The 21530-nt window shown below is 53.6% G+C and carries 20 protein-coding genes; 10 read left to right on the top strand and 10 right to left on the bottom strand.

Annotation, left to right across the window (positions count from 1 at the left end; translation table 11 throughout):
• Window positions 1–402: 402 nt before the first annotated feature.
• From SB13_RS14405 to cybB, 3 genes are all read right to left on the bottom strand, one after another.
• Complete coding sequence (locus SB13_RS14405) at window positions 403–708, bottom strand: chaperone modulator CbpM (protein ID WP_026741029.1); 306 nt, start codon at window positions 706–708, stop codon at window positions 403–405.
• A gap of 4 nt (window positions 709–712) precedes the next feature.
• Window positions 713–1654, bottom strand: a complete 942-nt coding sequence (cbpA, locus tag SB13_RS14400) for a curved DNA-binding protein (protein WP_026741028.1) — start codon at window positions 1652–1654, stop codon at window positions 713–715.
• A gap of 104 nt (window positions 1655–1758) precedes the next feature.
• Complete coding sequence (cybB, locus tag SB13_RS14395) at window positions 1759–2313, bottom strand: cytochrome b561 (RefSeq protein WP_026741027.1); 555 nt, start codon at window positions 2311–2313, stop codon at window positions 1759–1761.
• Window positions 2314–2853: 540 nt separating this feature from the next.
• On the opposite strand from cybB, the gene SB13_RS17435 reads away from it, so the two are divergent.
• Window positions 2854–4272, top strand: coding sequence for a hypothetical protein (locus SB13_RS17435; protein WP_072000262.1), 1419 nt, complete (start codon window positions 2854–2856; stop codon window positions 4270–4272).
• A 120-nt stretch (window positions 4273–4392) separates the two neighbouring features.
• Here SB13_RS17435 and SB13_RS14390 read toward each other — a convergent pair whose 3' ends face one another.
• Together SB13_RS14390 and SB13_RS14385 are read right to left on the bottom strand one after the other, a co-directional pair.
• Window positions 4393–5025: a Vat family streptogramin A O-acetyltransferase gene (locus SB13_RS14390; RefSeq protein ID WP_026741025.1), complete on the bottom strand. Its 633-nt coding sequence runs from the start codon at window positions 5023–5025 to the stop codon at window positions 4393–4395.
• Between the two features lie 194 nt (window positions 5026–5219).
• Window positions 5220–5933 (bottom strand): helix-turn-helix transcriptional regulator, encoded by a 714-nt coding sequence (locus tag SB13_RS14385; RefSeq protein WP_026741024.1) that lies wholly within the window; start codon window positions 5931–5933, stop codon window positions 5220–5222.
• Between the two features lie 60 nt (window positions 5934–5993).
• On the opposite strand from SB13_RS14385, the gene SB13_RS14380 reads away from it, so the two are divergent.
• The gene (locus SB13_RS14380) at window positions 5994–6356 is read left to right on the top strand and encodes a VOC family protein (protein ID WP_026741023.1); all 363 of its coding nucleotides are present in this window, start codon (window positions 5994–5996) and stop codon (window positions 6354–6356) included.
• Window positions 6357–6549: 193 nt separating this feature from the next.
• Here SB13_RS14380 and SB13_RS14375 read toward each other — a convergent pair whose 3' ends face one another.
• Window positions 6550–7551, bottom strand: coding sequence for an alcohol dehydrogenase catalytic domain-containing protein (locus tag SB13_RS14375; protein ID WP_036151814.1), 1002 nt, complete (start codon window positions 7549–7551; stop codon window positions 6550–6552).
• A 1237-nt stretch (window positions 7552–8788) separates the two neighbouring features.
• A complete protein-coding gene (locus SB13_RS14370; protein ID WP_026741021.1) occupies window positions 8789–9646 on the bottom strand; it encodes an SDR family oxidoreductase in 858 nt (285 codons plus the stop codon).
• Window positions 9647–9806: 160 nt separating this feature from the next.
• Here SB13_RS14370 and SB13_RS14365 point away from each other — a divergent pair, with 160 nt between their 5' ends.
• A complete protein-coding gene (locus tag SB13_RS14365) occupies window positions 9807–10193 on the top strand; it encodes a winged helix-turn-helix transcriptional regulator (protein ID WP_051616328.1) in 387 nt (128 codons plus the stop codon).
• 109 nt (window positions 10194–10302) lie between these two features.
• On the opposite strand, the gene SB13_RS14360 is transcribed toward SB13_RS14365, so the two are convergent.
• On the bottom strand, window positions 10303–10740 hold the full coding sequence (locus tag SB13_RS14360) for a hypothetical protein (protein ID WP_026741019.1): 438 nt from the start codon (window positions 10738–10740) through the stop codon (window positions 10303–10305).
• A gap of 875 nt (window positions 10741–11615) precedes the next feature.
• Between SB13_RS14360 and umuD the strand changes: the two genes are divergently transcribed.
• The 4 genes from umuD to SB13_RS14340 all read left to right on the top strand — a co-directional run bounded on the left by umuD (window position 11616) and on the right by SB13_RS14340 (window position 15866).
• Window positions 11616–12044, top strand: a complete 429-nt coding sequence (gene umuD, locus SB13_RS14355) for a translesion error-prone DNA polymerase V autoproteolytic subunit (RefSeq protein WP_051619115.1) — start codon at window positions 11616–11618, stop codon at window positions 12042–12044.
• 2 nt (window positions 12045–12046) lie between these two features.
• The gene (gene umuC, locus SB13_RS14350) at window positions 12047–13315 is read left to right on the top strand and encodes a translesion error-prone DNA polymerase V subunit UmuC (RefSeq protein WP_026741017.1); all 1269 of its coding nucleotides are present in this window, start codon (window positions 12047–12049) and stop codon (window positions 13313–13315) included.
• Between the two features lie 263 nt (window positions 13316–13578).
• Window positions 13579–14379, top strand: coding sequence for a DUF1460 domain-containing protein (locus SB13_RS14345; protein WP_026741016.1), 801 nt, complete (start codon window positions 13579–13581; stop codon window positions 14377–14379).
• 23 nt (window positions 14380–14402) lie between these two features.
• Window positions 14403–15866 carry an SH3 domain-containing C40 family peptidase gene (locus SB13_RS14340; protein WP_026741015.1) on the top strand — a complete coding sequence of 488 codons (1464 nt, stop codon included), beginning with the start codon at window positions 14403–14405 and terminating at the stop codon, window positions 15864–15866.
• Window positions 15867–16082: 216 nt separating this feature from the next.
• Here SB13_RS14340 and SB13_RS14335 read toward each other — a convergent pair whose 3' ends face one another.
• Complete coding sequence (locus SB13_RS14335) at window positions 16083–16898, bottom strand: Cof-type HAD-IIB family hydrolase (RefSeq protein WP_026741014.1); 816 nt, start codon at window positions 16896–16898, stop codon at window positions 16083–16085.
• A 322-nt stretch (window positions 16899–17220) separates the two neighbouring features.
• Here SB13_RS14335 and yghX point away from each other — a divergent pair, with 322 nt between their 5' ends.
• Window positions 17221–18108, top strand: coding sequence for a YghX family hydrolase (yghX, locus tag SB13_RS14330; protein ID WP_026741013.1), 888 nt, complete (start codon window positions 17221–17223; stop codon window positions 18106–18108).
• Here yghX and SB13_RS14325 read toward each other — a convergent pair.
• Complete coding sequence (locus SB13_RS14325) at window positions 18096–19067, bottom strand: LysR family transcriptional regulator (protein ID WP_072000261.1); 972 nt, start codon at window positions 19065–19067, stop codon at window positions 18096–18098. The genes yghX and SB13_RS14325 overlap by 13 nt on opposite strands.
• Before the next feature lie 359 nt (window positions 19068–19426).
• Here SB13_RS14325 and SB13_RS14320 point away from each other — a divergent pair, with 359 nt between their 5' ends.
• Window positions 19427–20923, top strand: a complete 1497-nt coding sequence (locus tag SB13_RS14320) for a UbiD family decarboxylase (RefSeq protein ID WP_026741012.1) — start codon at window positions 19427–19429, stop codon at window positions 20921–20923.
• A 9-nt stretch (window positions 20924–20932) separates the two neighbouring features.
• Entirely contained in the window at window positions 20933–21517 is a 585-nt protein-coding gene (locus tag SB13_RS14315; protein ID WP_026741011.1) for a UbiX family flavin prenyltransferase, read from the top strand.
• Window positions 21518–21530: the final 13 nt, after the last annotated feature.

The following is a 21530-nucleotide window of genomic DNA, read 5'->3' as shown; positions in this document are numbered from 1 at the left end:
AATTCTTCGTAAAATCCCCGATTGGCGGAAAACTTATTCAAAAAAAGAGAAAAGAAATTATTTTAATTTGACGCCTCATCCCCTCCTCTCGCTTGCACTAATAGCGAGCATGAAAATCGATCTCGACCGTCGTCACGCACCACGCCAGAACATGAGTTGCACCAAATTGAGGCACGGCACTTTCGTTGGGAGGTCCGACTCACAACACGGACCAATGAAAGCAAGGGTTGAGAGGGGTACAAGGCATGAGGACGCCCCCGCAACGCATTGGCATCGCCGGATCACGCCAGCGTCAGGCCGGAAATAGGTGGGGTCGGCAGGATAAATATCAGGAGGACGGACTGTTTGGTCAGACATGGCCGCGCGTCCTGTCGCGATACGCGCAGCCTGTGTTGGGAAGCATTAATGGCGGGGTATAAAGCGCTCCAGCTGTCGGCGCAGCCGCTGATTTTCCTGATTGAGGCGCTCCATTTTATCCAGCAGCGACAGCGTCATGGCAATACCCGGCCAGTCAATATCCAGCTCGTAGCGCAAACGTCGCGCTCGCCGCAGTTGGCTCAGTGCATAGGCATCAAAGCGCCACTGCATGCTGCTCTCTTCCTGAGGTGCGATGACCCCCAGCGCAACCACTTCGCTGAGTTCATCTCTGGAGAGCCCGACGATCTGGCACACCTCGATCACGGTGAAGGTGACGTCGATATCATCCATAGCATTACTCCCATACTGTCCGAGGATTAAAGGCCGCTTTTTCCGCTAACGAAGTCCAGATCGCAGCCGTGGATTCATCCGGTTTTGGCGGCATCACAACTTTCAGCACGGCATAGAGGTCGCCCGCGCCTTTTTTGCTGACCAGCCCTTTTCCTTTGATGCGCAGGCGCTGGCCGGTCTGACTGCCTGCCGGGACGGNGAGGGTAATGCGCCCCGATAGCGTCGGCATTTCGATGTTCGCGCCCAACGCCGCTTCCCAGGGCGCCAGCGGGACGACGATTTGCAGATTCTGACCGTCAATATCGAACAGCGGATGCGGCGCCAACCGAATGATCAGATAGAGATCGCCATTCGCCCCGCCGTTAATCCCCGCCACACCCTGATGTTTGAGGCGGATCCGCTCGCCGTCACCCACGCCCGCCGGGATTTTGACGTTCAGTTTTTTCGTGACCTCGTCCACCACGCGACCAAACGCATCGTGAACCGGTAGCTGATAGGAGATGGTGCGGCTTTGCTCTTTCAGGGTTTCTTCCAGGAATAGCGGCAGCTCCATTTCAACATCCTGCCCACGCTGCCCTTGAGACGCCCGACCGGCGGATCGCGGCTGTGCCTGATGACCGAAAACAGATTCGAAGAAGTCGGAGAAGTCGCCGCTGTTGTGCCATTCCTGGCCGCCTGCGGAGCGAGATTGAGATTGAGAAAAGGGCGAATCGTTGAAGTGGGGATCGTGACGGTGCAGTCTGATTTGGTCGTATTCCGCGCGGCGTTCACTGTCTTTAAGGACTTCGTAGGCTTCCGCCACGCTCTTGAACTTTTCCGCCGCATCCGGCTCGGTGCTGACGTCGGGATGATATTTCCGCGCCAGCTTCCGATACGCTGCCTTTATGGCCTTGATATCGTCTGAGGGCTCAACCCCCAGCAAGGCATAATAATCTTTGAATTCCATCGGCCCACATCCTCATTTTGCCATGCATAAATAGAGGATAGTCCTATCGGCGGCTGAATAAACGGTTTTCACTGCATTCGTTAAATCAGCCGCCTGAGAGGAGATTAGGCGGAGGTGCGATCTTTCTTCGAGGGCATCATGCGCAGCATGGTGTTATCGCGCATGAAGTAGTAGTGGAACAACGCGGCCGCCGCATGTAGCCCAATCAGCCAGTAGCCGAGCGGAGCCAGCGTTTCATGCGTCTGAATCAACGACACCGCCAGATCGGGATTCGGCGTGGCCGCGACCGGCATACCGATGCCGAACAGCGCCCAGTCCTGTCCACGAAGGTAGCGTGAGCTGACGGCCAGCACCGGCAACGCCACGAACAGCGCGTAAATCAGAATGTGCGTCAGGTTCGCCAGAAAGTGCTGCCACTTGGGCGCTGGCGGGACAATCGGCGGAGAAGCGTATTTGATGCGAAAGTAAATGCGCGCCACCATCAGCACCAGCACGGTGACGCCACAGCTGAAGTGCGTCGCCATCACCAGCTGACGCGTTAGCGACCCTCTCGGCGCCAGCCCCCGCAGCTCGACGGTCGCATAGGTAACAATAAGAAGAAGAAAGACGGCCCAGTGCAATGCAATTTGCACATTCGAAAAACGCCCTTGGTTCTGCATGACGACATCCTTTTGACGGTGATTTACCCACACCTTAACCGATGTTTTTCTCAATCGATCGAAACTTTTACATTTATTTTAACTCGTGGAGCGCTTCGCGCCAGTCGGTCCGGTGAAACGAGAAAACCGGCGAGTTTCTTTGGGGGATGTTGCCGTTGCGGGCGGATGGGAGGACGCTAGGTCAGCCTTGATCTTCTTATTCGGCAAAATTGGCGACGGCTGAAAGCAAGGTTGGAGAATATTCGTCAACGACTGGAAGTATTAATTAAAGGCGTGTTTGGGGATTGTGTTCTTTTGATTTGGCGATGGGCTATTGGAAGTCCGCTTTGAGCGAGGAGCGGCCAATCTTACGATATCTGCTACCGAGAAAGATTTCGGTTATCTTCGATGGAAACTCTGATAATGTGGTAAATACCATTTTCAGCGATCACTTTTCTAGCGTGTATAAAATGATATATGGTAAAAAATTGATTTCAATGAAATAAGATTATTGGTTTTTTTGGGTGATCATTACTGGTTTTGTTTATTTAAGGAATTTAAATGACATACGCACTGATTGATAATTCAACTCTAACTGCAGTCCAAAGAATCGAGGGGCTTGTCAAAACCAAATCGAAGGACTCGGTAGATACAGATATAATCGCTTTCGAGAACTATATACAGTCAATTTTGTTCTATGATCGTATGATCGCGGTGGATGATTATATTCCAGAGTATCGTGAAGGTAGGATTTCAAATTTCAAAGAGATATCATTTCTTGATAAAGCACAATATGGTCTGGATGCAATTGAAAGTGAAGCAAAAAGAATCGCTGATGTATTACAACCTAAAATTAGAGGCGGAACATTTGTTAATGACGATTTTAAAAAACTAATTGAACTTCTTCAGACACATATCATATGTACATGGGACATTAGTTCAAGTGTTTATCATCTAACACTGAAGAATCTCTCTGATGGAGGTAAGGAGTTTGAAAAATATGGTAATATAGCTGCCGCCATTTTTTCAGAACTAGGGGATGCTACTGAGTCTGGTAATAGAACAAGTGGCGATGTTGAACTCCTCGATCGATTTGGTAACCCTATTCGCAAGGGCTACAAAGTTCCCGGAGCAAGATGGGGTGATGGTACATCTGCTGGTGAAGCAGCAGATGTAATCAAGGCATTCGTTGCCTCACTTGTATGGCTGGCTAATCGATCAGTATTTTATTCCCTCACAGCTAAGCACCTTCAAGCAGATACTTTTTTATACCCATTACGTCAGGCGTATCAACAAACATATTTAAGCCAAAACTGTCAGTATGGTTTTGACTATGCTAAACATATCGTGGAACATTTTTCCACTTCGCTAAGTCATGATTTAATTGATATTCAATCTGGTGGTAAAGCAGTAGCAACTGCAACTTCGCTTCCTTTATTTTCGGCATGGCTCGCAAAAGAAACTGGTGATCCAAGTTGTATTGTTGAGGCGGCTTATAACATAAGGAACAATAACGAATTTATTAGGGCTCGTGAGAAAATGCGGGATATAAGGCGCTTGTTTGATGAAAATGAATTGCCTCAAGCTAATAAGTCAGTAGGTTCATTACTTACTGAAATTTCAAAAGAATCAAATGATATGCGAATTAAGTATGGACTTAAGACTAGACAAGGTGTACCTGTAACTAAGCTTGTACATGTTTACAACACTGTTGCAGCTCTTAATTCTCTTCCAAAACTACCAGCCTTTAACTTCAGAGTTAAAGTTCCTGAGTTTTTATATAATCTTAAAAAACCCAGAGGTTTTCGCGCTCTCTATCGAAATTTGACTAATGATCTTTCGACTGTGTGGTCGTTAGGAGAGGCTAGAGATATTCTTGGAAGTAAAGTTGTGATAGATGATGATGCAAGAACTTACAGTCCGAAGCATGAACAACCGCGTTTCAAAAATTCTCATTCCCCATATAAGAGCCCGATGTAGCTTAAGAAAAGGACGCACCCGCCTTGTGCGTCCGCTGTTGGCACATAGCAGCCAAAATAAAGGGCACATGGTGAACTTCAAAAGGAGCCGACGTTATTCTCTCGCTCATGCCAGTTCAGATTACTCGGACGTACGAAGCGCTTTAATGTCATTAGACATTATTGCCGTGAGGTGCCTAGTGATCTTTTCTACAGACCAGTCCCACCACGCTAATTGCTCCAGCTCAGCGACTATTTCATCTGAAAATCGTTTCTTAATCACTTTTGCAGGATTACCACCAACTATGGTATATGCGGGCACGTCTGTAGTGACAACAGCCATAGAGGAAATAATAGCGCCATCGCCAATCTTCACACCCGGCATGATAAGCGCTTTGTACCCTATCCAGACATCGTTCCCGATAATCGTATCGCCTTTGTACGGTAAATCTCCAGGCTGTGGCGTGGCCTTTTCCCAACCATTCCCAAAAATATAAAATGGGAAGGAAGAGAAACCCGATAATTTATGATTTGCACCATTCATGATGAATTGAACGCCTTTTGCGATTGCGCAAAACTTACCGATAATCAGCTTGTCGCCGATGAAAGGAAAATGGTAGAGAACATTGCGTTCAAAATCCTCGGAGTCTTCTGGATCATCGTAATAGGTGAAATCACCAATAATAATATTTGGATTGGTCACCGTATTTTTGATGAAACAAACCTGCGGAAATCCCTGCATGGGATGCTTATTTGTTGGATCTGGTCCTTGCACTCGCCCTCCGACTCAAATTGTTTAACTGGCTTCGGATTAAGGTCAGCTAATCAGACCACTCTATGCGATTTTTCAGCATCCCCAGTGACATCTGATCTTCTCCCTAAAAATAGTTCCCAAAGGCTACCATGATCAAAAATAGACTTTCTGTTTAAGTCAGATAAACGTTCTGTCGTTTGGAGTTGCACCTCAGCTCAGCCCATTTCATCAAGAATATCTCGCTTTGCGATACGCCACATGCTGAGCAACTTTTGCCGAGAATAAGGATAACCCGCATCAAGAAGTTTAAGAGAACGTAATTGTTCCACATTGAAATGACGAAAATCGTCACGCATTTCACACCAGGCTGCGAGGATAACTTCGCCTGAAAAGTAACCCAATGCAAAAGGCCATAGAATTCTTTCAGTATCATTACCCAAACGGTCTTTATAGCACGCTTGGACTTTTAATCTTCTCCTGATAGCACTTCGCAGCGGAATCATATTCTGATGGCCTTTTTTAATGGATTCGGCCTTTCCAACCAGCAACGTCGAGTTTTCGAATATAGCGTGCAGTTGCGGCGGTATGCTTTGTATGACTTTCCCGGCAACCTCCGAAGCAGCGTTTGCAATATCCGCATCACCATAAACAGAGACCCAGCGCAGGCCTAACGCCAGCGCATCCAGTTGCTCAGGCGTGAACATCATGGGTGGTAAAAGGTAACCCGAAGAGAGGATATATCCTGTGCCCGCTTCCCCTTGAATATCGGCTCCCTGCGAACGTAGCGATGCAATATCACGATAAAGTGTGCGAAGGCTGACTGAAAGTTCTTCAGCTAGTCTGCTGCCACTGACTGGATAGCGATGTCGATGCAGAATTTGCAAGAGACTCAATAGGCGCTCGGCGCGCTTGGGTCCGGATACTGACATAAATTGTCATTGCTCCCTGCCATAGTGATGTCTCTGTGAGATTAAGGAGACGTACTCGCAATGATACCTAATTTGTTTATTCTTTATGTTTCTAACCCGCCGATAAGCAGCAAGTTTTATCAAAAATTATTTGATAAAGAGCCAGACGTGGTGCTTCCCACCTGGGCTGCTTTCTCTTTCGACAATGGCCTTAACCTGGGATTGTGGTCAACAAACGCGCATGATTTTGCATCATGTGGAGAGGGTAACCGAACGGAAATCAGTTTTATGGTTGAAAACATCCAGGTGGTCGATGAGCTATACCAGCGATGGATAACCTTCGGCGTTCAAATTGAACAGGAACCCAAACAGGCGGTATTCGGTAAAACATTTGTGGCACTTGACCCCGACGGGCATCGCCTCAGAGTCTGTATTCCAGATTGATGAGATGAAGAGGCTCAGATCTCCCCCTTTGCGCCGAACAGCGCGCTTTACCCCACTTACAACGTAAAGCGCGTGATTTAGGGGATTCGGCGTCAGCAATTGTTGCTGACGCTTAGGGCAATCAGTCATGCCGTCGATGTTCACTGAACTCAACACAATGGCTGACTGGGTCTGTCTTTTCCTCAGTACAGGATCACACCCGCACCAGCGGCTTGCCGGAAAATGAGCGGTGGCGCAATTCGTCCAGCAGCAGCGGCAACTCGGAAAAATCACGGACCACCCGAGACTCTGCCTGCAGCCGCTCTTCCGCTAGATCGATCAGCAGCAGTTCGCCCGCCGCCGTCAACCGCGCCCACGCAGCTTCATCCCCGAACTGATGCAGCGCGCCCAGCGCCACTTCATGCAGGGAGATGGCACGTCCAAACGGGGCGCAAGGCCAGTTCGCAACGCGGTCCTGAATGCAGACCAGATGACCATTCGCTTGCAGCATCGGAGATAAGCGCTCGGCGTGATCGGCGCTCACGCTGTCGATGACGGCAAAGAAGCCAGCGTTCTCGCTCATCCACTCGGGATCGTCGGCCAGATCGCTCGCGACGCAATCCTTCGCACCCAGCGTCCGCAGCCGTTCCCAGTGGCGGGAATGGCTCATGGCGGTTACGTTGAATCCATAGGCGGCGGCCAGCTGCACCAGATAGTGCCCAACGGCCCCGCCCGCGCCGCTAATCAACACCCGCTGCCCCGCCTGCGGCGGCAGTTTATCCAACGCCAGCCACGCGGTGAGCGCCGGGCAAGGAACGCTGGCGGCAATGGCGAAATCCAACGATTGAGGCAGGNGCAGCAGTGCGCGCATATCGACGGGCGCGTACTCGGCAAAGCTGCCGGGAGACTGCAAATTTTGGTGATAGGCGACACGCTGTCCCAGCCAGCGGTCGGACACATCCTCGCCGACCGCCACCACGACGCCCGCGCCGTCGACGCCCGACACTTTCCCCGGCTGCCAACCGAGTCTCTCCACGCCCAGCACCTTCCAATCCACGGGATTCAGGCCAATCACGACGTTGCGTACCAGCACCTGATCGGCCGCCGGCGGCGGTAAGGGAATGTGTTCGAGAATCAGATCGCGAGGATCTGTGCCGTCATGCCAGGTCCATGCCCGGTAAGTTTCAGGAAGCACTTCGCGCTGTTTATCCGTCATCTTTCTTTTCCATGATAAAGGTCTTGTCGTAGCCGAGGGACAGATGCCCTCTCCAACTCAATAACGATGAGATATCCGTTTCATTTTTCCAGCTCCGCTGACGGCGTCGCCCCCGACGTTTTCTGCGACGAAGGCCACACTCAGGCGCATCAACGCGGTGCAGATTACTGCGCAATATCCGTTGTTCAAAGGGGGACGGCATTGACTCGCCCCCCACGTCCAGCCCATCCGTGATGCTCCAATGCACATCCATCACTGATGGACTCAGGATAACGTTAGTTGGCTATGAGACAGCGAAATTTCACAGATGTTGCGTCAGCTCTCTCGCCTATCCTGCGCGGCACCGAAAAACAAGGCAGGTAAGGAGGCATTCCCCGTGCATCCACGCAACAACAGCACAAGGCTGTTCCTGCCTGTTCACGATAGGGGTCTGGCCGCTGGAGAGCGCGCTCGTCGTTAGCGGCCGCGTGGTCTGGCCGGTTGGTTGTCGATAGCGCTTGGGTTAAGGATGTGAACTGAAGGAAGCGTGATAATCACTTTGGGCAGGCGTCGGCGCTTGAGAACATGGTTTATCCTTTTGATATATATCGTTATATAGGTTTTTATATTACGGCTGTGCCCTCCTGCTTTTCATGACTCAGATCACTCTTTTACCGGTCAACCCTCGCCGCCATGCCAATACCGATCTGAGTTTTTATTTTTTATTCAATTAATTCAGTTAGATATCATCGCCCATTCTATTCTGGTTCACCCGCCGCGCGCCCTGGACGTTAGCGAAAAACGCCAAAACCGACCCCGGCCTTAAGCAAAACGTGGCAAAGCCCGCGTAGTGGCTTGACAGTGGAGTGATGTCAGCCCATAAATGAACCGTACTGTACGGTATATTTATAAGAGCAATCACACTACGGCATTCATTTAATGAAGGAGAGATTATGAAAGGGGTCATGCTATTGAGCTGTATCGCATCGGTATTGATGCTGACGGGCTGTGTCTCGTTATTTTAAGCGAACGTGTTGCTGCGATCGTCCAAATCTACGTTGACTAAACGCACTGGAGATTCAATGAAAGGTCTTTTCTGGTTGAGCGGCACGGCTGCCGTGCTGATGCTGACAGGCTGTATTGCGCTCGGCACCCACATTTAATGCTACCCAGATTGAGGGAGGTCATGCGCCGCGGCGAGTGCCGTGGTGATTGATGCGACCCCGCGCTTCTCCACGAGAAGGCGGGGTCGTTTGTATTACAGCGACGCCAGCGTGTCGGCGATCACTTTTTGGTAGGACGCTGTCGGGCGTCCCAGCAGGCGGCTCAGCGTTTTACTGTCATCAAACAGCGCGCCTTTGGCGGCACCCGCGTCGGAGTCGGCCAGCACATCGGCCAGACCTTCCGGTAAGCCTGCGCCCTTAAGCGCATTCGCAAACTCGGCGACCGGCAGATTGACATAACCCACCGTTTTTCCAGACTGACTTGAAATTTCCGCCGCAAACTCCGCCAGCGTATAGCTGTCGTCGCCTGCCAGTTCATAGACTTTCCCCGCCTGATCGTCGCTCAGCAACACGACCGCCGCCGCCTGTGCGTAATCCGCACGCGTCGCCGATGCGATGCGTCCTTCTCCTGCCGAGCCGATATAGGCGTCATGCGCCAAAGCCGGGGCAATGCTGGCGGCGTAGTTTTCGGTATACCAGCCGTTGCGCAGCAAGACGAAAGGCACGCCGGATGCCTTCAGTGCAGCTTCCGTCTGGCGGTGTTCTTCGCCCAGCATCAGCGGCGAGGTATCCGCACGCAGCAGGCTGGTGTAGGCGATCAGCCCAACTTCCGCGACTTTAGCGGCGTCAATCACCGCACGATGCTGAGCAGTGCGCTGGCCCACTTCACTGGAGGAGATCAGCAGCAGTTTGTCCACGCCCTGAAATGCCGTGGCGAGCGTGGCGGGCTGATTGTAATCCGCCTGACGCACAAGCACGCCGCGATCGGCCAGGTCCTGCGCTTTCGATGGGTTGCGAACCGCGGCGACAATCTGATCCGCCGGGACTTTTTTCAGCAATGCTTCAATGACTAGACGACCTAACTGACCTGTTGCACCTGTTACTGCAATCATAATGACCTCCGTTTAAGGTGTCGGCACGCGGGACTCCCGCCATGCCTACACAGCATAGAATAAACATGCACTTCGTAGACAAGGAGGACTATAATGGATGCACTCTCTTTTAGTAAGTACTTACCTTTTGGTAAGCTTAAAATTTTTAGCAGGAAATGTGATGCGCCCCCAAAGAAGCCCTGAATTCGGCCCCGATCATGAAGACATTCGCTACGGAAAATTGCTGGACGCCAACTGCCCTTCGCGGGATGTACTGCAACATATTGCCAGCCGCTGGGGCATTCTGGTGCTGATCGCCTTGGACGAGGACACGCTGCGTTTCAGCGAGCTGCGCAGGAAAATTAGCGGGATTAGCGAAAAGATGCTGGCTCAGACGCTGCAGATGTTTGAGCAGGATGGATTCGTGCACCGTAACATGCTGCCCGTCGTTCCGCCGCATACGGAGTACTCGCTCACGCCGCTCGGCCGCGAGGTCTACGAGCGCGTTATTCAATTGGCGGATTGGATTGAGCTGAACTTGCCGAAAATCATGCAGGCCGGGCAGTAGCGCTTTGCCGCTACGGCTTCTCGTCAGACGGGAACCCCGCCAACAAGGCGAAGGGAAGGAGAAACAGCGATGGCGCTACCTCAGATCCGCCGGTAGCGCCGTTCAGAGATTATTGCGCCGCGCCTTGCTGCAGATAATCCGTCAGGAAGTACTGCGCATTGCCGGACTGTGACAGCGTATCGTCATAGCCGACCATTATCTCCTGCGCTTCGCCCGGCAGGTACAGTTCCCCATAACCGCTGCGAACAATCAGTACGACGAATTTTTTTCCATCAACCTGCGTCGAGTAACGCGTATCTTTGCTGGTTTTCTCAACGTCCATCTTCTGGATACGCATTTTCCAGTCGTGATCGATGCCATCGATCTGCACCAACGCCTGATTGGCGGCACGTTCGCCATAGCGCAGCGTCCAGACCTTAACGCCTTGCTCGCCGCTGTAAGCCACTACGCGGTCGCCGACCGGCGGACGCGGAGCCTCCGTGGCGGCACACACCGCCGTCGTCATAAAAAATCCCAGAATCAACGCCATCCAGTGTATTTTACGCATGTTTTTTTCCTCTATTTAGCGGCGTACGCCTGCCTTGGTGCGCGGGATTGTTCCATTTATCAGTAGGAGGTTCAATGACGCAACGCGAGGAAACGAATAATCAGTCTGCGATATTTCACTCCCTCATAAAATACCCACGACATCCGTTGCCCTTTAATTTCTTGCGTCTTAAATCAAGCGAACTGATCGGTATCAAGGTTGAAAGGCAGGATGCCGTTTTTATTTAAGAGGGGAAAAAGGAATAAAAAGACCTTTTTAATCACCCAGGAATTCACAGATGAGACAATCAACCTGCTGTAATAGTTAATAGTGCTACATAGTCCTATTCAACAATACATAGGAGACTTATGTTAAAGAGGAAAATCAATTAACGATCTGGCCTTGATGTCTTTATTGATGATGCCGATAAAACCCTCGAAAAACCCAAAAGAAAAAACATAAAATAATGGCGAAAAATGCCGTCAATTGTCGTTAAAAGCCGCAATATGCCACCATAAAACAATCCAGCTGCAACCCCCCTAAAAAGGCGATATCATCATGACTCTATTGCGAATAAAATAATCGTACTGGGCTTTTTTCATCGCCAGCGATCGCCGCCATTTGATTAAAAAGCCATGAACAGACTTATTTATCGCACTCATAGGGGGACAATAAAATAACGCCGCCGATCCGCTATCCACTTAGCAGGATCATATAACCTGTTGGTGAATACACCGACGGTGACGATATCCCTGACTCCTCGTCCGCCATCGAAATAAAAAATCTTTTTAAATCAGCACGGCATCAACTCGACGTCGATTAAAGAAAAAGGAATATCTACACAAGCCGTGTGAGGTGTGATTATACTGTATAAAAAACCAGTTAAAGAGGCTTTCATGCGTTCATACCGTTTGCTCCTTCCGCGGTTGGATCCCCCTAAAATCGTTCTTCCCTTATTCAGCGACCATTGCGCAGCAGGCTTTCCTTCTCCGGCACAGGACTACGTCGAAAAGTCGCTGGATTTGAACGAACTCCTGATCAAACACCCCAGCGCAACCTATTTTGTGCGCGCCAGCGGCGAATCGATGGTTGATGTCGGCATCCATGACGGCGATCTGCTGGTCGTCGACCGCTCGATCACCGCCTCTCATGGCGATGTGATCATCGCGGCGATCGACGGTGAATTCACGGTGAAGACGCTGGCGCTGAAACCCCGGCTGGCGCTGCTGCCCATGAACCCGGCCTATGCCCCGCTCTATCCCGACCCCAACGCGCTGGAGATCTTCGGCGTGGTGGCGCACATCATTCATAGTCTGCAGAGGTAATTATGTTTGCGCTGGCCGACGTCAATTCGTTTTACGCCTCCTGCGAAACCGTGTTTCGCCCTGACCTGAAGGGCAAGCCGGTGGTGGTGCTGTCCAATAACGACGGCTGCGTGATCGCGCGTAACGCGGAAGCCAAGCGGCTGGGGATTCCGATGGCGATGCCCTATTTTAAGATGCGGCAGTGGCTGCAGGAACAGCAGGTGTCCGTCTTCACCTCAAACTATGCGCTCTACGCCGATCTCAGCGCCAGAGTCATGACCACGCTGGAAACGCTGGCACCGCGCGTCGAGGTCTACAGCATCGATGAAGCGTGGATGGACATCACGGGCATTGATGTCGCCTTGTCGTTTGAACAGTTTGGACGGCAGGTCAGAGAAGCGGTTTATGCCGCCACGGGCCTGACCGTCGGCGTGGGAATGGCGAAAACCAAAACGCTGGCCAAGCTGTGCAACCACGCCGCCAAGCGCTATCCGGCGACCGGTGGCATCGTGGCGCTCACGCACCCGATCAGGCTGCAAAAGCTCATGTCGCTCACCCCCGTGGAGGATGTCTGGGGCGTCGGCAGAAGAACGACGCGCAGGCTGCACACGCTGGGTATCACCACCGCGCTCGATCTGGCGCGCGCGCCGACGTCGTTTATCCGCAAGCACTTCAGCGTGGTGATGGAGCGCACCGTCCGCGAACTGCGCGGCGACCCCTGCATCGAATTTGAGGAGGAGGCGCCGACGAAGGAGCAGATCGTCTGCAGCCGCTCTTTCGGCGTTCGAATCACCCGGTTGGAGGATATGCATCAGGCCGTTTGCCGCTATGCGGAACGCGCTGCGGAAAAGCTGCGCGCAGAGAAGCAGCTCTGCCGGCAGGTCGCTATCTTCATCCGTTCGTCGCCCCACGCGCACAATGAAATTTACTACGCCAACAGCGCCAGCGAACAGCTGCTGTCGGGCACGCAAGATACGCGGGATATCATGGCCGCCGCCGTGCGCGGTCTGGAGAGAATCTGGAAGGAAGGGCCGCGCTATATGAAAGCCGGCGTCATGCTCAACGATTTTTCGCCGCTGCACCGCACCCAGCTGCATCTCTTCGATGACAATCCGCCCCGCCCCAACAGCACGGCGCTGATGAACGTGATCGATAAAATTAATCACGCCGGAACGGGCAAAGTCTGGTTCGCCGGTCAGGGTATCTCCCCGACATGGCAGATGAAAAGAGAGATGCTGTCGCCCGCCTATACAACACGCTGGAACGAACTGCCCGTCGCCAAAATCGCCTGACGGAAGAGCGAGGCCGTCGGACAATGACCAACGCTTCACCGTTGCTGAGCGCCCGCGATGCGGGCTGAAAACGGGGTCGAGGTAATGCCGTATTCCCTCAGCGTCACACAGCCTCGTCAATACGCCTCGACGCCCGCGCGCACGTTGAGTAACCGGCTGATGTCATTTTCTTAACCAATATTCAACCACGGACGTTTAGTGACCACCATGACGGAAAGTTCTGGTAAATCTGGAACTCTATTCCACCTGATGAAGGAACCACGATGAAAATCACAGCCACTCCTGCCGTGCCGACGCCTGAGCATCAGACGGCCTGTACATCACCGAATTCATCCCCCTATCGCATCGAAATGGACGGCGTCACCGCAGGAAAAGTGGATCAGATTATTCAGTCGGTGGTTCACCCCTCCGCACGTGAGCGCCACGGTGAAATTATCGGCCATATATCGTCGGCTTTTCTGGACACGCCTTATCAAGCCGAAACGTTAATTGGCGGCGTGGATACGCCCGAAGCGCTTGTCGCCAATTTTAACGGCGTGGACTGCTTCACGCTGTTGGATTACGTCGAAGCGCTTAGCCGTAGCCACGACCAAACCTCTTTCCTGAACCAACTGGTCCAGACTCGCTACGTCAACCACGACGTGGAATACCTGAGCCGCCGGCACTTCTTCTCCGACTGGTCTGCCACCTCTTCGCCCAACGCCCGCGACGTCACGACGGAAATCAGTCAGGAGTCTGTCCTGACGGAAAAGCAGCTTAACCGCAAACCCAACGGCGAAGAGTACGTGCCAGGTCTCGGCATCACGCCACGCCAGATCCATTACATTCCGGGGAACGCGATCAATCAACAGGTGCTGGATAACCTGAAAACCGGCGATTACGTCGGCATCTATACACAGCTCGAGGGGCTGGATGTCACGCATGTGGGCATTGTCATCAGGCACGACGGACAAGTGTGGTTCAGGAACGCCTCCTCGCTGAGCGCCAACCAAAAAGTCGTCGACACTCCGTTGATGGAATACGCGCATGCCAAACCGGGCATCATCGTGTTACGGGCAGAGTGAGCCCATGACGAAGGGATATCCAGATGAAAAATAAACACATATTCTGCCGCCTAAAACCCCTGTACCTGATTTTCCCATTGCTGTTATCCGCATGTCATACCGCGCCAATCCGACCGGGAGGTCATGACGCCCTCACCCCGAACGACGCGAACCCCGGCTATATTGACCCAACCAAAACGATTTTTCCGCTGGACGGCTACTCCCAGTCCGTCGACAAGTGGCTCCCTCCCGATGCAGAGAACGCCCACACGCCTGTCATCGATGACGCCACTCAACAGCGCTATTTTTCCGACCTGAAGTCCCGTTATTTCGGGATGGGGACAGACGAAAAATCGCCCTGGAACCTCCATTACATCGCTGCCACCCTGAAGAAAGGCGCGGAACGAGACCGCGACATCAACATAAACTCGTTTCTCAGCCCCCAGAGCCAATATTGGGGTGAAAACTTCAGAGTCCATTCAGACCGCTGGAAGGCGGAGATAAGGCACAACGCGGATACTCGCATTGATGCGGTTTATCAGGCTTCCCGCCGGGGGATCGCCGTCCGGGAAACGCTGGTCAGAGTGCTTCCGACGGCGCTTCCTGCTTACAGCAATCCTCGCCTGGCCGGACAGGGCTACCCCTTCGACAATTTACAGATGTCCGCTATCCGTCCCGGCACCCCCGTCTACGTGCTGACGGACAGCCGCGACAAACGCTGGAAATACGTCACGTCACCCACCGTCACCGGATGGGTACACAGCGAAGATATCACCAGCGTGGATCAGGCGTTCATCACGCAATGGGCATCACAAGCTCGCACACATCTGGGAGCCATCATTAAAAATCCGGTCTCCATCCATCAAGGCGACCAGTATTACTTCACGGCCCGTCCCGGCACCGTGCTGCCCTTCAGACAGGAATCCTCAGGGCATTTTCTCGTTGCGGTGCCGGTAAGCGACGATAAGGGCAGCGCGAAAATCCGCTGGGTCCGCCTGCAAGACAGCGAGTTCGCCGCCATGCCGTGGAAAATGACGCCAAGCAATATGGCGACGCTGATGAAGTCAATGAGCGGCAGGCCCTACGGTTGGGGAAATTATCTATTCCATAATGATTGCTCGGCCGAAATGCGCAGCCTGCTGATGCCCTTCGGTATCTTCCTGCCCAGAAATTCCGCCGCGCAGATCCAGGCCGCCAGCCGGGTGGTAGATCTCACCGACAAAGACATCAGTACGCGAATCAGCTCTCTCAAAGAACACGGCAAGCCGTTCACCACGCTGATTTATATTCCCGGTCACATCATGCTTTATATCGGTAACGCTATGATTAACGGACAGAATGTCCCCATGACCTATCAGAATGTCTGGGGGCTGCGCCCCGCTGACTCGAAGAGCAGAAGTATTATCGGCGGCTCCGTCTTCTTCCCTCTGCTCACCGCTTACCCGGAGAACCCGCAACTCAAGTCGTTGGTCGATAAGCCGCAGTTCAAGTTAGGTTTTATCGAATAGCCGATCCCCCAGGCGTTACCGCCCGAAGCGCTATCCGGNAAACAGGGGGAAAGTCACAGGGAGGGCGTGGGGTCAGACGCACCCGAAAATGTTTGAAGACGGCCTTCGGTGTGAACGCCGTTCTCCGCGCCAGGGCGGGAGTCATGCAGCAAGCCCTGGCGCGTTCACCGCCATCACCTCAAGGGGCGTAACGGAGGGGTCTTCACAGGGAAGTGATTAGCGTAGATCGAACGGCGCGCTGCGGGTTAAGACCCGATCGATGACGTTAAGCGCTCCTTCCTGCTCGTTGCTTTCGGTATGATATTTCGCCATTTCACGGATTTTAGGCTGAGCATTCGCCATCGCCACGCCGAAGCCCGCCTGCCTGAGCATTTCTTCATCGTTACCGCTGTCGCCTATCGCCACCACCTCGTCATTGCCGATCTGCCACCGTTTCTGTAGCAGCGCGATCCCGTGAGCTTTGTGCACGCCGGGGATGATCAGATCGACAAAGCCGAATCCGCTGGACACCGGTTTGACGATGCCATCGAGCGCATGGCCGATATGCGCCATCAGGGCCGGTATCTGGTCATCGGGTACGCTCAGCGAGAATTTGAAGATCGTGTCCGTCAGCCCGTCAAAATCGTCGCGCTGCTCGATGCGGTAATAGTGTTTGGCAATCAGCTGGAGGAAGTCGTCGGTGGACGACGCGTAAACATAGGCGCTGTCTTTACCGCACACCACGAACTGGATGTAGGGGATGGCGGACAGCACCTCAATCACCTTCCGCACATCCGCAGGGGCAAGCTCGCCGCAGAAGATCGGCTCCCCGGCAGTGACGACATAGGCGCCATTTTCCGCCACAAAAGCGATTTCATGACGGATGTCTGGAAAGAATGAGAGGAGCTGATAGTACTGATTACCACTGGCGACCACGAACTGAATGCCTGCCTGTTTCAGCTGTGCGTACTGTTTGAAAAATCGGGCCTGATTGAACTGCTTGTCGTGATTAAGAAACGTACCGTCCATATCAACTGCAATCATTTTGATCATACATCTCGTCCCCGGATAAAAAGGTATTACTGCGGGTTTAGTCTATACAAAAGCCCTCTACAAGCAATCGGCCAGACACGTGGCAGAGCGGGACGCAACGGCCTACGGCGCCTAAAATCGACGCTACCGTTTGGTGAAAAAGCTTTGCAAATCTTTACACCTTGTTAACCGGGTTCCGCCACGCGCCGCCGCCGCTGACAGCCCCGCAGGTCGCGGGATCTCAGGCCGATATCACCCACCGATTACCCGCTGTGGGCATGCTCGACATCCGTTAACCTTCTGTTAAATTAAAGATCAAAATAGGGACAAAAGGAGCGAGCGTATGACCCGTCTTACCGCAAAAGATTTCCCCCCGGAGTTGCTTGAACTCTATGACTATTATGCGCATGGCAAAATTACCAAGCGTCAGTTCCTCGAAAAAGCCGCGAAATATACCGTCGGCGGTCTGACGGCGGTGGCATTGCTCGGTTTGATGAGCCCCAACTATGCGCTGGCGCAGCAGGTGGAGTTCACCGACCCGACGATCGTTCCGTCCTACATCACCTACCCGTCGCCCAACGGCCACGGCAGCGTGCGCGCCTATCTGGTGGTGCCGGCGGGAGCGAAGGGCAAGCTGCCAGCGGTGGTGGTCGCTCATGAAAACCGGGGGCTGAATCCTTATATCGAAGACGTGGCGCGGCGCGTCGCCAAGGCGGGTTTTATCGCGCTGGCCCCGGACGGGCTCAGCTCCGTCGGCGGTTATCCCGGTAACGATGATAAGGGACGCGAACTCCAGCAACAGGTCGACCCGACCAAGCTGATGAACGACTTCTTCGCCGCCGTCGAATTCCTGCTGCAGGACGAACGCACGACCGGCAAGGTGGGGATCACCGGCTTCTGCTACGGGGGAGGCGTGGCCAATGCCGCCGCCGTGGCTTATCCGGAGCTGGCCGCGGCCGTCCCCTTCTACGGTCGTCAGCCGAAAGTGGAAGACGTCCCTCGTATCAAGGCGCCGCTGCTGATCCACTACGCCGAGCTGGATACGCGCATCAACGAGGGGNGGCCAGCCTATGAAGAGGCGCTCAAGGCCAATAACAAAACCTATGAGGGCTACATCTATCCCGGCGTCAATCATGGTTTCCATAACGACTCCACGCCGCGTTACGACAAGGCGGCGGCCGACCTGGCCTGGGAGAGGACCCTCACCTGGTTCCGCCGTTATCTGGTCTGATTTCCCGCCGACGTCGGCGATACGGCGTCGGCGCTCCCCTCCCAACCGGTCTCCTCGCCCAGCGGCTCGCTGTGCGTGAACGGATAGCCATCCTGAATAATCTCAAGCAGTTCCTGCATATAGGGCGTCGCGGACATCTTGACCATCGCGGGGAAAAAGACCTGCGGAGAAGGAAAGACGTCGATGACGTGACAGTGCTGCAGCCGGTCGCCGTCAACTTCCGACGAGGGCAGCAGCGTCGCAGCCTCCAGACCGGACTCCAGCCAGTCCATAATGACGCCGGGCTGAGTCACATGCATGATGACGTCCGGGTCGACGCCGCCTTTGCGAAAATGATCCAGTAGGCTCTCATAGGTGCCGGGATCGCGCGCCCGGTGTAATAACAGCAGCGGCCAGCGTCCCACATCCAGATAAGGGAAAGGCCCTTCCGGTTTTTCCGGCAGCAACGCCTGGTTGACGACCGCCACCAGCCTCACCGGGTTGAATGCCAGACAGTCGAAGCCTTTGCGATGATAAGGCTTTTGAATCAGCGCAATATCGATCAGTCCATCGTTAAGCGACTGTTCAAGATGACTGGAATCCGAAACGGAAATATTTAATATCACGTCGGGATGACGTCGGTGTAATTCCAGAAACAGCGGTTTGAAATAACATTGAAATAGGTGCGACAGCCCAATCTTTAATACTTTATTTTCTTTATTGGCGATTGAAATCGTCTCATGCGAGGTGTCATTAATCAGACGAAATATCTCGCAGGCTTTTTTATAAAGATAATAGCCCGCTTCCGTGGGTTCGATTCTTTTTGCCGTCCGTACAAAAAGGGAAACATTTAATTCCGCTTCCAGTTCATGAATGCGTTTGCTCAACGGCGGCTGCGCCATATTCAGCTGCCGGGCAGCCTGGCTGATGGAGCCCTCTTCTACCACCTTGCAAAAATACTTCAGTCTTTTCAGATCCATACCAGCCTCTTTATACAGACAGAATGAAAAAATGCTGTCAGCGGCTTCAGTCTACCATGCAGGGAAACGTTCGAATGCGTCGCCACGTCGCAATTATTACGTTTATTTCATCCGCCTGCGGTCAAGCGTGAATGATTGTTGCATTCATGTTGCAAAATATTGAGTCGTTTTATTTTTCATGTCGGAAATTTCACAGGTATTTGAATCAGATCACTTATTTGAATGGAATAAGAAAGAACAACGGCGACATAGATCGCTTTGATATGAGCGCTACTACTTAAATGGTATTTGTCGGCGAGTCCGCGCGGCCATATATTTTCCCACAACGAATATATGACCTTTCCATAAGGAGTCTCATTATGTCCCACGCTAAAAATAAACCGGATAATCAGGTGCACGATCTGCGCTCCGCGCTGGCGTTGCTAAACACGCTGCCGGGCGAGTTGGTCTCAACCGATGTCGAAGTCGATCCCCAGGCGGAACTCTCCGGCGTCTACCGTTACGTCGGCGCGGGCGGAACCTGTATGCGCCCGACGCGCAAAAACGGTCCGGTCATGATGTTCAACAATATTAAGGGGTTCGACGATATCAGCGTCGCCATCGGCCTGAATGGCTCTCGCCAACGCGTCGGCCATTTCTTGAGCTGCGAGCCGGAACGTCTGGGACACCTGCTGAAAGATTCCGTCCAGCATCCTATTCCGCCGGTCAAAGCCTCTGCCGACAAGGCTGTTTGTCAGGAGGTGGTGCATCTGGCGAGCGACGCCGACTTTGACCTGCGCACCCTGCTGCCCGCGCCGACCAACACTGCCGAAGATGCCGGTCCTTACATCACGATGGGCCTGTGCTACGCCTCCGNCCCCGATACCGGCGAGTCCGACATTACGATCCACCGCCTCTGCGTACAGAGCCGCGACGAGCTGTCCATGTGGCTGACGCCGGGCCGTCATATCGACGCCTTCCGCCAAAAAGCGGAGGCAGCGGGCAAACCGTTGCCCATCTCCATCAGCATCGGCGTGGACCCGGCCATCGAGATCGCGGCCTGTTTCGAACCGCCGACCACCCCGCTTGGCTTTGACGAACTGAGCGTCGCCGGCGCGCTGCGCGGCCACGCCGTCGAGCTGGTGAAATGCATGACCATCGACGAATATGCCATCGGACACGCTGAGATCGTCATTGAAGGCGAGCTGCTGCCGGATGTCCGCGTCCGTGAAGATCAGAATACCGATACCGGCAAAGCCATGCCGGAATTCCCAGGCTATACCGGGGGAGCCAAACCCGCGCTGCCGGTGATTAAAGTGAAAGCCGTCACCCATCGCCATCACCCGATCTGGCGGACCACCATCGGTCCCGGCGAGGAGCATGTCAACATGGCGGGCATCCCGACCGAAGCCAGCATTCTGGATATGGTCAACCGGGCGATGCCGGGCAAACTGCTCAATGTGTTCGCCCACTCTGCGGGCGGCGGCAAGCTACTGGCCGTGATGCAGTTCAAGAAATCCGCGCCGGTGGACGAAGGGCGGCAGCGTCAGGCCGCGCTGCTGGCTTTCTCGGCGTTCCCGGAACTGAAACATGTCATTCTGGTCGACGAAGACGTCGATATCTTCGACAGCGACGATGTTATGTGGGCGATGCAGACCCGCTATCAGGGCGACGTCGACACCGTTTTCATTCCCGGCGTACGCTGCCATCCGCTGGATCCGTCGCAGGTTCCCGAATACAGCCCGTCGATCTTGCAGGAAGGCATGTCCTGTAAAACCATTTTCGACTGTACCGTGCCGTTCACCCTCAAACCTCACTTCGAGCGCTCGAAGTTCAAAGAGGTCGACGTTAAACGCTTCCTGCCAGACTTCGAATAAGGGGAAAACATGTCCACCCGACGTATTATCGTAGGCATTAGCGGCGCCTCGGGCTTTCAGTATGGCGTCAAAGCCCTCGAACTGCTGCAAGGGCAGGATCTGGAAGTCCATCTGGTGGTGTCCGCTGGCGCAGAGAAAACCTGCGCCCTGGAAACCGACTTCAGGATGGAGGAGGTCGTCGCGCTGGCGGATGTGGTGCATGAGTGTAAAAATCTGGGCGCCTCGATTGCCAGCGGATCTTTCAAGACGCTGGGCATGCTGGTCGCGCCCTGCTCCATGCGCTCGCTGGCCGCCATTGCCCACAGTCTGACGGATAACCTGCTGACGCGCGCCGCGGACGTCGTGCTGAAAGAGCGCCGCCGGCTGGTGCTGATGGCGCGGGAAACGCCCCTGAACCTGGGGCATCTTCGCAACATGCAGCAGGTGACGGAAATGGGCGGCATTATCTTCCCGCCCGTGCCCGCGCTGTATCAGCGGCCCAAGACGCCGGATGACATCATCACCCACAGCGTGGGACGCGCGCTCGATTTGTTGGGTATTGAAGTCAAAACGTTGCCCCGCTGGGGGGAAAGCTCAGCTAACACCCGGCCGTAGGCAAACTACGGAA

Source organism: Lonsdalea quercina subsp. quercina, assembly GCF_000688695.1.
Taxonomy (GTDB): domain Bacteria; phylum Pseudomonadota; class Gammaproteobacteria; order Enterobacterales; family Enterobacteriaceae; genus Lonsdalea; species Lonsdalea quercina_D.
The sequence above is the reverse complement of the archived record's forward strand: the minus strand, read 5'-3'. Positions and strand labels throughout refer to the sequence as shown.